The following is a 12,515-nucleotide window of genomic DNA, read 5'->3' on the forward strand; positions in this document are numbered from 1 at the left end:
GGTACTTATACCAGCGTCATTTTTTTTATATTCTAAAGCAGTCAAATACAAAGAACCGGGCTGAAAAGAAAAAGATTTACATAAAGGTATGGGAGGATTGTTATGAACTCAGCAAAAAAAGAGAAGTCTTCAAAAAAATGGATTTCTGAAATGGGGACCTTGTGGGCACTGATAACGCTGTGCATAGTAGGAGCCTTTGTAAGTCCCAGCTTTTTAAAAGGAGCAAATATCATAAATGTCATGAGACAGATCTCCATAAACGGAATCATTGCTCTGGGAATGACATTTGTTTGTCTGACAGGCGGCGTTGATCTATCGGTAGGATCACAGGTTGCGGTATACGGAATCATGATCGCACAGATGCTCAAGAATAATATTAGTCCTTTTATAGCAATACCGATCACGCTTGCAACTGCGATACTCATAGGATTTTTAAACGGACTTGGAATTGCAAAAGGTAAGCTTGCTCCTTTCATCATGACACTTGGTTCCATGACAGCGCTTAGAGGATTGTCGAAATACATTTCAAATGGTTCACCTCAGAACTGGAGAGCAACCGGAATCGATATCAAGTTCATCGGTCAGGGATATGTTGGATTCATTCCCGTACCTGTGATCATTTTCCTGGTAATGTTCCTCATAGGATTTTACATCCTTAAATACACCTGGTTTGGAAGAAGTGTATACGCTATAGGCGATAACCGCGAGGCAGCACGACTTAACGGAATAAATGTTGAAAAGACGCAGCTTATTTGCTTTATAATTACAGCTTTTGTCAGCTTCATGTCAGCTCTTGTTCTTACTTCAAAGCTGTCCTCCTGCGATCCTACAGCAGGTGAAGGCTACGAGCTGGATGCTCTCTCAATGTGCTACATAGGCGGAATATCCACCATGGGAGGTGTCGGCAAAATATCTGGAACTCTTATTGGAGCATGCCTTCTTACAGTTTTATCAAACATCATGAATCTGGTTGGAATAAACTCCTACATGCAGAATATCGTACAGGGTCTGATAGTCATCTTTGCAGTACTTATTGGTGGTATCTCTGCGAAAAAGAAATAATTACAAATGATTTTACTTTCGGGAAGTAGATAATTGCCCTCACTTTTCCCGATGTGAAATAGAACTGACGAAGAGAGAATTCGTCGCAACTTACATGTATCTTTTTATAAGATAAGGAGGAAGAAAATGAATAAGAAAGTATTGTCTGCATTATTAACAGGTGTGATGGTAGTATCGCTCTCAGGCTGCGGATCTGCTCCTGCCGAGACAAAGACAGAGGAGCCTGCAAAAGAAGAGGCTGTAGCAGAAGAGACGACAGAAGTGGCAGAAGAGGCTGCAGAGGAAGTTACAGAAGAGGCTTCGACAGAAGAGATAAAAGACGAGGCAACAGCCACAGTAGATGAACCCAGCGGAGACGAAACTTTTACAATAGGATATGCACAGAGAGCAACTGATGCTGCATATACAATCGCAATCAAGGAGAGAAATCAGGAATACGCAAAGGAGCATTATCCGAACCTGCAGTGGGTTGAAACGGATGCACAGGGCGACGTTGCAACTCAGGCTGCAAATATTGAGGACCTTATATCAAGAGGAGTTGACCTTATCATGGTATCACCTCTTACATCAGACGGTCTGACAGATGCTGTTGCGGAGGCAATGGATGCAGGTATTCCTGTTGTAACAATGGACCGTGAAGTAGATACACCTGTTACTGTAAAGGTTGTAGCTGATAATAAGGAAATGGGAGTTATGGCTGCAGATAAGCTTGCAGAGATGATGGGCGGCAAAGGTAATGTCATAGAAGTATGCGGAACTACCGGATCATCTGCTGCAATCGACCGTCAGGCAGGTTTCGAGGAGACAATAGCTTCCAAGTATCCTGATATCAAAATCGTAGATTCACAGGATTGTGATTTCAATTCTGCAAAGGCTGCTTCCTACATGGAAGATATGCTTCAGAAGTATGGTGAAGGCGAAATCCAGGCAATATATTGCCACAACGATCCCATGGCAGAAGCTGTTGCTGAGACAGTAGTTGCTGCAGGACGTGATAACGAGGGCATTCTCATCACAGGTATGGACGGCGAAGAAGCAGCATTCCAGATGGTTGAGAACGGACAGATGGCATTCACGATCATCTATCCTACAATGTCCCCCGAGGCTATGATCGCTGCATACAATGTACTTACAAAGCAGCCCCAGGATGAAGTAGTAAACTGTATTCCCACTCTTGTATCAAAAGAGAACGTTGCTGAGCACCTTGGAACAGGTCTTCAGTAATAAAAAGTGAAGGAAGAAAACGCTCATGTTAAAGATGAATCATATTTCAAAGTCTTTTCCGGGTGTCAAGGCACTGGATGATCTGTCAATAGAGCTGTGCGACGGAGATATACTGGGATTAGTTGGAGAAAATGGTGCAGGCAAATCCACACTGATGAAAATTTTGTCAGGAGCTTATACCCTCGATGAGGGAGAAATCATCATTGACGGTGAAAAGATAGAACACCCGACGCCAGCTTTGATGATAGAAAAGGGAGTCGCTGTTATCTATCAGGAACTCATGCTCCTGCCTCATTTTACCGTGGCAGAAAACATATATCAGAACAGGTATCCGACGGACAAATTTGGGAAAATTGACTTCGCTAAGATGAAAGCTGATGCAAAGGAAGTTCTGGACCGTGTAAATCTGCCTGTGGATCCCGGAGAATTCGTAGGTAACTTAAGCGTGGCTAAGAGGCAGATGGTTGAAATCGCCAAGGCTCTGTCCAAGAATGCTAAGATAATAGTTCTTGATGAACCTACAGCAGTACTGGCTGATGAGGAACTAAAGACACTTTTCGAACTGGTGAAATCTCTCTCTGAACAGGGAATATCCTTTGTCTACATCTCACACAGGCTCAAGGAAATTTTCGAGTTGTGTAATAAGGTAACCATCATGAAGGACGGCCAGCTGGTTGAGAATGGCATGACGAAGGATTACGATACGGATAAGCTTGTTGAAAAGATGGTTGGCAGACAGATGAGCGATATCTATCCTTCAAGAGATGTGAAAATAGGAGATGTAGTCCTTAAGGTTGATGGTCTGACAAGACAAGGTGTTTTGGATAATGTGTCGCTGGAGCTTCATAAGGGAGAAGTGCTGGGCCTGGCAGGCCTCGCCGGAGCAGGAAGAACAGAGACACTGAGAGCCATCATAGGCGCAGATAAAATTGATAGTGGGAAGATCACACTCTTTGGGAAGGAGCGTAAGTTTGATAATATCAAACAGGCTCTGGAAGCAGGATTTGGCATAGTTCCGGAGGAGAGAAAGGTAGAAGGACTTCAGCTGAATAACAGCCTGGTATTTAATGTATCCCTTCCTGCGCTACCGCTATATAGCAACAAGTTTGGCAAGATAATCAGGAAAAAGGAAACGGATGCGGCTGATAAATATATCAAGCTATTCAATATCAGAACACCGGGGAGAGATGCAAACGTAAAGAACCTGTCCGGTGGCAATCAGCAGAAGGTTGTTCTGGGAAAATGGATTGCTGCAGACTGCAAGATACTTCTGGTAGATGAACCGACAAGAGGTGTCGATGTAGGATCAAAGCGTGAAATCTACACTATTCTGAATTCCCTTCTGGAGCAGGGACTATCCATCATCATGGTCAGTTCAGAACTGCCTGAGCTCATAGGCACCTGTGACAGGATCTGCGTCATGAATGAAGGCAGAATAACAGGAGAACTTCAAAAGGATGAATTCTCGGAAGAAACTATAATGAGATACGCGACAATGTAAAAATATAATAGAATAAGAAATAACTTATGCCGGCTGGTGTTTAAATAACATTGGCCGGTTTTTTATACTTGGATGGTTAACACTACAATGTTAAATTAACAATATGGTGTCAATTTAACATTGCAGTGTTATAATTAAAGGTGCGAGGACATAGGCATGAATGAAAAAGTAATAGCGCTTTTTGAAGAGAAAAAGATAAGCAAGAGACAATTGGCAAAATCATGTGGTTTGCAATATACAACCATCAATAAGCTGATAAACCAAAAACAGCAGGTTAACTCCTGCTCCGGTACAACACTTATGAAAATGGCGGCTTTTTTTGATGTGAAAATTGAAGATTTATTAGATCCGTTTGCCATTTTGGATAATGTTGAAGGAAGATACAAGGACATAGACTATATATGGCATGATGCCGGAAATACTATGGAACTCATAGTAGAAATTGAGGGAAATAAGTATAACCGTGTTATGGAGCGGTCATATATAATCCCTGATAATTTCAAGTATGCTCCGATTTTTGCCAAGCAGGAGATAGAACAGCTACTGGAGGAATTGGAACTTAAGAAAATAGCTAAGGAGTATAAGGATGGAAAGATATCTTCTAAAGCATAAAAATGATATATGTGGGATAGTATCTCTTGATAAAGATACCGGTCAGCTTCAGGCGTATGAAAATATTGATCCTGGGAAAGCTCCCTTTTTAGGAAATGCTACTACGGCCAATATGCGAAAATGGTGGGCAATCAGGGCAGTCCCGGGAACCAGAAGTACCTTTATGCAAGTTTTAAGGGATAATGATTGTGTAAATGGTGAGGCATATCTGGCAAAAAACTTAGGATTAAGCCTTAATGATGCATATTGGATTTGCCCGATAGAGGCAAAACTTGATTATGATGACATAAACTTATATGAGCAAAGACAGTACTATAGGACAAAGATTCCTTTCCATAATGCGACATCGTACGACCCAAATGCTTCGCTAAGCGGACAGATGGAAAAGTATTGGGATGTGTCGCAAGATACTCCTATTCTTGTAAAAACTGCATCAACATTTCATGGGCAGCAGGCTATAAATGAGTCTTTTGCATCGCTATTACATAAAAGGCTTAACGCAGGGATTGAATACACTGATTATATGATAAGGCGCAGATCGTCAGATAACAGTTTGCAGTGTTTATGCAAGTCCTTTACATCCAAGGAAGTGGAATTTGTTCCTGCATATGAGATAATTGAATCATGTAAAAGGAAAAATGAGCGGTCTTTGTATGATACATTCATAGACGTATGCGCTGAAAATGGTATCGACAGGGAAAGTGCACAGAAATATATGGATTATCAAACCCTTACAGACTTTATCATAAGTAATACCGATGAGCATTTACTTAATTTTGGTGTACTTAGGGATGTAGAAACCATGAAGTTTATTTGTCCTGCTCCTATTTTTGATTCAGGAAATAGTATGTTTTATACTTCCGAGAGAGTAAAACCTCTTTCACGAAGGGAAATACTGGAGAGGAAGATTACAGCCTTTCATGATTCGGAAGAAAAAATGATAGCCCATATTGAAAATGCAAATGTGGTAAATCTGGCAAAACTTCCTTCTCCGGATGAGACGAAAGCTTATTACGTAAGATATGGGATTCCGGAGGATAAAGCGGAGTTCATTGCGGCAAATTATAAAACAAAAATTGAGATGGCAGAAGATATGCAGAAGGGGATGAAAATCTCGTTGTATAAAGAGAAAAATAAATAATGTGATGAGTGGAGCCATGGCTGGAAAGTCATGGCTCTATTTTTGATGCAAATGTAGGAAATAAGCGCATTTTGCGCAATTTAATCGGGGGAGTAAGAGATTGAAATATGACTTAATTTTATGAAATATTCATGTATTTCACGATTTTTTAATGATCAAAAGTATAGAATATATCGTAAATGCATGGTAATAATGTTATTAAGGCGATGTAACTTATTTTCGGTATAACATATCGTAAATGAAAATTATTTTCTATGAAGGAGGTTTTCTTATGAGGAAAACGAATTTTATGAGGAGCTTAAAGCGTAGAGCCTTACCACTCCTCACAAGTGTAGCAATGGCAATATCCATGCTGTCTGGAATCGGTGTTACGGCGATGGCTGCAAGAGCTGATGATCAAATCCAATTTGTCTCAGTAAATGGAAAGGTTTTTACAGCAGAGTTTGTACATAAAATGGATTCAGCCCAATCAGTGGCAGCCGCAAATGTTACTCATGTAATTGTAAATGGTGATCTTAATCATTTACTACCAAATTATAAGGATGTATATGGTAGTGATACTCCTAAAGGTGAAATCTTATATTGGGAAAGTGGTAGTAGATTATATGATCCGTCTACAGATACTTTTGGAAATGTTAGTATAACCGCAACAACACTCGTAACACCAGCCGTTCTTACAGGAAAGTTATCAAAAGGAAAAAATAAACTATCATATGACTTGGACGGGGGGCATTTTGTCACAGGAGATAGAGTTCCGGATGAAAAGGAGTATGATACTAATGCAAGCTATGCGGTTCCTGATCCTGTTAAAGATGGTTTTGACTTTGCTGGTTGGGATTTAGATGGTGATGGAGTAGTTAATCTTGATGCTGGAAAAACTGTTGATGATCAAAATGCAACATTAGATAATTACTCATCTTGGGATGGAAAAGTTGGAGCAACAATTCTAACTGCAGTATGGCATGTAAACAAAGCTACTTTAATTGATGATGCTGAAGATGTAGAAGCATTAGTAAATACTACTACAAAGAGTAAGATAGATGCTGCTGTTTCAGCATTAAATGCAGCAAAAAAAGCAACAGAGGATGCGAACGAGGCAGCAAAGAAAGCTTCGGAGAATCCAACAGCAGATACAGCTGCAGCTGCAAGAAAAGCGGCTGATGCAGCAAAAACTGCAGCAGACACTTTAAGCAAGGCATCTGCAGCAGCTGAAACGGCATATAAGGAAGCAGTAGAAGAATATAAAGCAGTTCATGAGGAAGCTCAAAAGGCTGGTTTGCTAAATGATACGGATGTTAAAAAGGCATTTAAAGATATAGAAGATGCATTCGAGGCTGCATTAGGATCATATAAAGATAAAACAATTGAAGAAGTCAAGAAAGAGATGGATGAAGCAGTCGCAGCAGCTAACAAGGCAGCAGAAAACGCTCTTGCAGCAGCTGCAGAAGCTGACAAGAACGATGGTTCAGAGCCCGGCAAGCTTGCACCTGTAGAGAGTAAGCTTAAGGATGCTAACGGCGAATACACAGGATATGTTGTAACAAACGCAGATCCTTCAAATCCCGAGGTTGAGTACGTTGCGACAGACGCAGACAAAAAGGCTAAGAAGATCAGCCTTCCTGAGAAGGTTAAGGATCGCAGCGGCAATGAGTACAATGTAACATCAATCGCTGCCAAAGCTCTTGAGAGAGCAGACGTTAAGGAAATCATTATTCCTAAGTCAGTTAAAAAGATTGGTGACAAGGCATTCTACAAGTCAAAGGCTAAGAAGATCACAATCAAGACAACCAAGAAGGGTAAGATCAAGATTGGTGATAAGGCATTCAGGGTTAAGCCTGACAAGGCTAAGATCCGCGTAAAGGGTGCTAAGGGCAAGTATAAAGACAAGATCGTTAAGCATGTTAAGAAGAATGCTAAGAAGACAGCAGACGTTAAGTAATAAGTACATAAGTATATTAGGAAGGAGCGGGCACAATGTCCGCTCCTTTCTCACGTAAAAGTGAGTATAAAGAAAAATAAATTGTTGAAAAGTATCGTTATTTAGTTAAAAAATAGTAATAACCTACAATGTATAATCATATTCTGATAAGGCGTTGACAAATTATTTATGTTTTTGTATTATCATATTCGGTCAGACGACCATATAGGTATCCGGGTGTTCACCCGTTATTTCCACATTTTTATAGTAGTGTTTTGAAATAGATAAATTGAGTATTAAAGATTACTTCCCCGTATTTTGATATTCTGTGCCTTTATGTTCATCTGATACAAAAGATTAAGGAGGGCACAAATGTGTCAGAAAAGATTGAAACTATAGAAACAAACAACGATACAATCACTTTTGAAGAGGCGAAAAATGCAGTAAAATCAATGACTTTGATCAACAATTTCCTGTTCAATTATGTGATGGAGGATGAGGAAAGAGCCAAAGAGGTTGCACAGATCATCATAAGCGCTGTAGTTGGCTATAAGATAAGTGTTGACAGCGCAAAACCGCAGAAGGTATTTACCGGAAGTGATAAAGGCAAACATGGTATAAGATTTGACGTATATATTGATCATAGCAGGACAGCTGATGGCGAGGTTTCATCTGTATATGATATAGAGATGGAGGACAGGGAGGCAGACAGGCAGGAACTTCCGAAAAGGCATAGGTATTATTCATCAATTGTAGAATCAAAACTCTTAAGTTCAGGAAAATTCTATGAAACACTTCCGGACTATATTTCCATAACGATTTTATCTTATGATCCCTTCCTTGCAGGGGATATGTATTACGAAGCAAAGACCACACTCATAAGCCATAGAGATATAGAATATGATGATGGGAAAAGGTACATTTACCTTTATGCCGGTGGTAATTACAATATCCCCAGCGGTAATACACATGGCAATGTTCTGGCCGAAATGGTAAAATATATTGTAACAGGAGAACTGGGAGAAAATCCAGGTGAAGAGACGCATAGACTAAGCGATATAGTAAATAATGTCAAAGATAGATCGGAGGTGACTAAAACCTATATGAAGGAATGGGATAGACAGAGAATTCACGATCGAGAATTGACGGAGAAGGTCACCGCAGAGGTTACAGAGAAGGTTACAGAGAAGGTCACCGCAGAGGTTACAGAGAAGGTCACTGCACAAGTTACAGAGCAGGTCACCTCACAAGTTACGGGACAAGTTACGGATTCAATTAATAGTTTGAATTCTATTTTAATTGAAGCCGGAAGGTTTGATGATCTAAAAAAAGCTACAGAAAATAAGGAATATCAGAAAAAGCTTATGGAAGATTTACTCCATAAAGAAAATGCTGAACAGACAGTGGATATTCAGTGGTAAGGATATAAGTATATGAGAAAGGAGCGGGCATTGTGTCCGCTCCTTCCAATTAATTTGCAAAGACAGTTATATAGTATTTCATGGCTATGATGTATTAAAATCACATTTATTTTGTCACAAGCTTTTTCTCTGTGAAGGCTGCGCGGTATTCCTTTGGCGTCATTCCTGCAACCTTGCGAAATACCCTCATGAAATACTTCTCATCGGAGTAGCCACAAAGAAGCGCAACACGCCTCACAGAGGTGCTGGCATCGGAGGATAATATACCCTTGGCAACGTTGATGCGGTAGTAGCTTAGGAGCTCAGTTATAGTAAAGCCCGTGTGCTTTTTTATAAGTGCCGTCAGATAGGTTGGGTTATAGCCGAACTGTTCTGCGAGATCTGCTACGGTAATCTTTTCATCGAAATGTGTGCGTAGCCACTCGGTGACGGCGCGCACTGATGTGGGGCTGTCTGAATCGAGGTGGAGCATCTGTACTTCGTTACATTCGGCCTGGAATTCTGCGAGCAGCAGGTTTAGTGCATAGCGGCTTCGCCAGTTCAGCTGGTAGCTGTCCCTTCTGGAGATATCAAGGAGCTGAGTGAAAAGTACCACTGTGCGGATGTCATTTTTCAGATGAATGTATTCCGGAAGTACGAAGAGTTCACCTGCTTCCCGGGCCTGCTCCGGCTGATAGGAGGGTGCCAGCATGTTGGTGCTGTATGAATTGCGAAGTCCTGTCATAATGGTGTTGTTGCGCATCAGAGCCTTCTGGTTGTAGATGTGGTAATCGGGATCGGTTATGTAAAAGTGAGTCCAGTAGTAAGACAGCGGCCCCTTACTTGGCTTGTAGCCGTAATGAGTCCTGTGAGGGAACAGGATTATCGCCTCGTTTTCAGAAACATCATAATTGATACCATTTTGGGTGATGTGAAGAGTTCCCTGGGATACGAGAATAAGAACAAAAGAGTCTATATTTCTTCGTTCATGAAGAAAGCCGTCTTTTCTGACTAAAATTCCACTACTTAAATATTGAACAGGATGAGATGGGTCATATACGCAGAATAACATATGGGATTTGTCCACCTTTTCTATCGGTATGTGAGTTGTTGTTACATGTGCTTTTATTTATATTTATATCATCGCGAGAGAAACTTGCAATAGTATTCTCTGTGAAAGTGCACATCATGGGGAATGTGATTTTGGCGCAAAAGACAGAGGGTCTTTAGCCATCAGGAGGGATTAGTATGAGAAAGAAAGTATGGATGTCGCTGGCTTTGACAATGGCAGTTACAACAATGAGTCTTGGACTTGTTGGATGTGGATCATCTGCGAATAGTGATACTGCCGCTTCTTCAAATGAGGAGACAAATGTAGCTTCTTCATCTACTGAAGAGGCAACTGTGGCAGGAGCACAGAAAAGTGAGTCCGGTGAAAAGGTTGAGCTGGTATTTATGGGATGGGAAGCATCACCCTTGGAGACTCAGGCGGTAAAGGATGGAATAGCAGCCTTTGAAGCTCAGCATCCCAATATTACTGTTTCTTACACACCTGGCCTTGCAGGCTCAGAGTACAATGCGAAAATCCTTTCTTCAGCTGCAGCAGGTGCACTTCCGGATGTAATGTTCGTATCTTCAGAGAGTTATCGTCAGATCGCAGCAGCAGGTGCGCTCATGGAGCTCACTGACAAGTTCGACGAAAATTACTCCTTCGATGATTTCATTGAGTCATCCCGTACGATTATGGATATCGACGGTCATATTTATGGAATTTCTTCATGTACAGTATCTCCTATCGTTTACTACAACAAAGATGTTTTTGACGCAGCGGGCGTTCCTTATCCCAGCTCAGATCCTGCAAAGTGCTGGACTATCGATGAGTTCCGTGATGTGGCAAAATCACTTACAACTGATGATGTTTACGGCGTTTATGGAATGGAATCCGTTGCAGATACACTTAATGCGCAGATTCTTTCAAACGGCGGAACACGTTATAATGCAGATTTTACCAAGAGTACAATGGATACACCTGAGGTTAAGGAGGTTCTTGAGACAATCAAGGCTATCCGTGTGGACGACGGCTCAGCTCCGGATTCTTCAACCCTTGATGCAGTTGGAATGTCAGCAGCACAGATGCTTGAGACAGGAAAAGTGGCAATGCTTGTGGACGGTTCATGGTCACTTCAGGAGCTGGCAGCTTCAGGAATGAATATTGGTATGGCACCGCTTCCTTCCTATGGCAAGGTGCTTACAACAGGTCAGGCACATCTTCATGCTATATCTTCAACCTGTGCTCATCCCGAAGAAGCTTGGGAATTCCTTAAGTTCCTCTCCGGAATGGAATATCAGGGTGCACTTTGCAAGACGGGGCTCTGGATGCCTAACCGCTATTCGATGTACGAAGGCGATCAGCTTGAGGGCTGGTATGACGAGAAGGTTCACGGCGACAGCTATAAATTGATGCTGGATTATTTCAAGGATGCAGCTGTAGATCCGGGTGCAATTCAGAAGTCAGCTCAGGCGCGCGATATCATCAAAGAGGAAACAGATATGTTCTTCAAGATGGATCAGGATATTGACACAACTGTTAAAAACATTGATAGCAGAATAGACGAAGCAATAAAGGAAGCAATGTCTAAGTAACTTTAGTAAGGCTAAGGCGTAATGATTTTGATTTAAGCAGTTAATAAATTGGGGAGGAGCACGTTATGAATGGCTCAGCTATATCAATAAGTAATATCGAGGCTCACGTGGCACCAAAGGAGAAGAGAAAGGGAAAACTGAAGGATGATACTGCGTGGGCATGGGGCATGCTTCTTCCCAATGTTGTCGGGTTCTTTCTGTTCATGCTGGTGCCTGTGGTGGCAACCTTTGTACTTAGCTTCATGAAATATGATATGTTGACGAAGCCTAAGTTTGTGGGGCTGGGTAACTATATCACCATGTTCAGTGATCCAATTGTATGGGAAGTTACTAAAAACACGGCGCTATATACTATTCTTACAGTGCCGGTAGGAATGTGTATTTCACTTCTTCTTGCTGTAATGCTTGATCAGAAGATCGCATTCAGAAGGTTCTACAGGGCAGCATTTTTCCTGCCATCCATCACATCGATGGTAGTTGTTGCGATTGTGTGGCAGTGGATCTATAACCCTGAATTTGGCATCATGAATTATTTCTTGTCTCTCTTTGGGATTCAGGGGCCTAAGTGGCTCCTGGACTCCCGGACATCCCTTGTATCCCTGGCTATCGTCGGCATCTGGAAAAGTGCAGGCTATAACATGATCATTTTCCTCTCAGGACTTCAGGGAATATCCACCAGCTATTATGAGGCCGCAAAGCTTGACGGCGCAGGGCTCTGGCAGCAGTTTAGATATATTACGCTGCCCTTATTAAAGCCCACCACATTTTTCATATTTGTAATGGCTGTAATCAGCTCTTTTCAGGTGTTTGACCAGGTTATGCTGATGACTGAGGGTGGTCCGGGACGATCATCTTCGGTGCTTGTGCACTATTTGTATCAGAATGCATTCCAGTACTTTAAGCTGGGCTATGCCTGTGCTATAGCGTACCTGCTTTTCTTCATAATAATGGGAATAACGATTTTTAATATGCGCATGGAAAAGAACATGCGTGATAACTATTAAGGAGGTAGAC

10 protein-coding genes are annotated in these 12,515 nt (G+C 41.5%); 9 read left to right on the plus strand and 1 reads right to left on the minus strand.

Annotation, left to right across the window (positions count from 1 at the left end; all coding sequences use genetic code 11):
• Positions 1-102: 102 nt before the first annotated feature.
• The 7 genes from G601_RS0100950 (at position 103) to G601_RS0100980 (ending at position 8,879) form a co-directional block, all read left to right on the plus strand.
• Positions 103-1,062 (plus strand): ABC transporter permease, encoded by a 960-nt coding sequence (locus G601_RS0100950; RefSeq protein ID WP_051205447.1) that lies wholly within the window; start codon positions 103-105, stop codon positions 1,060-1,062.
• Positions 1,063-1,188: 126 nt separating this feature from the next.
• Complete coding sequence (locus tag G601_RS21420) at positions 1,189-2,286, plus strand: substrate-binding domain-containing protein (RefSeq protein ID WP_051205449.1); 1,098 nt, start codon at positions 1,189-1,191, stop codon at positions 2,284-2,286.
• Positions 2,287-2,311: 25 nt separating this feature from the next.
• Positions 2,312-3,787, plus strand: coding sequence for a sugar ABC transporter ATP-binding protein (locus tag G601_RS0100960; RefSeq protein WP_026664180.1), 1,476 nt, complete (start codon positions 2,312-2,314; stop codon positions 3,785-3,787).
• A gap of 156 nt (positions 3,788-3,943) precedes the next feature.
• Complete coding sequence (locus G601_RS0100965) at positions 3,944-4,399, plus strand: helix-turn-helix domain-containing protein (protein WP_026664181.1); 456 nt, start codon at positions 3,944-3,946, stop codon at positions 4,397-4,399.
• The gene (locus G601_RS0100970; protein WP_026664182.1) at positions 4,374-5,540 is read left to right on the plus strand and encodes a HipA domain-containing protein; all 1,167 of its coding nucleotides are present in this window, start codon (positions 4,374-4,376) and stop codon (positions 5,538-5,540) included. Before G601_RS0100965 ends, G601_RS0100970 begins: the two co-directional genes overlap by 26 nt.
• A 271-nt stretch (positions 5,541-5,811) precedes the next feature.
• Entirely contained in the window at positions 5,812-7,479 is a 1,668-nt protein-coding gene (locus G601_RS24580) for a leucine-rich repeat protein (RefSeq protein WP_026664183.1), read from the plus strand.
• 353 nt (positions 7,480-7,832) lie between these two features.
• Positions 7,833-8,879: a hypothetical protein gene (locus G601_RS0100980; protein ID WP_026664184.1), complete on the plus strand. Its 1,047-nt coding sequence runs from the start codon at positions 7,833-7,835 to the stop codon at positions 8,877-8,879.
• A 106-nt stretch (positions 8,880-8,985) separates the two neighbouring features.
• Here the strand turns inward: G601_RS0100980 and G601_RS24585 are convergent, their stop codons facing one another.
• Positions 8,986-9,930, minus strand: coding sequence for an AraC family transcriptional regulator (locus G601_RS24585; RefSeq protein WP_026664185.1), 945 nt, complete (start codon positions 9,928-9,930; stop codon positions 8,986-8,988).
• A 176-nt stretch (positions 9,931-10,106) separates the two neighbouring features.
• Between G601_RS24585 and G601_RS0100990 the strand changes: the two genes are divergently transcribed.
• Both G601_RS0100990 and G601_RS21435 read left to right on the plus strand, forming a co-directional pair.
• Entirely contained in the window at positions 10,107-11,501 is a 1,395-nt protein-coding gene (locus G601_RS0100990) for an ABC transporter substrate-binding protein (protein WP_026664186.1), read from the plus strand.
• A gap of 65 nt (positions 11,502-11,566) precedes the next feature.
• Positions 11,567-12,505, plus strand: coding sequence for a carbohydrate ABC transporter permease (locus G601_RS21435; protein WP_051205451.1), 939 nt, complete (start codon positions 11,567-11,569; stop codon positions 12,503-12,505).
• The last annotated feature ends 10 nt before the right edge of the window (positions 12,506-12,515 follow it).

Origin of the sequence: Butyrivibrio sp. FC2001 (assembly GCF_000424125.1) — a bacterium.
Classification (GTDB): domain Bacteria; phylum Bacillota; class Clostridia; order Lachnospirales; family Lachnospiraceae; genus Butyrivibrio.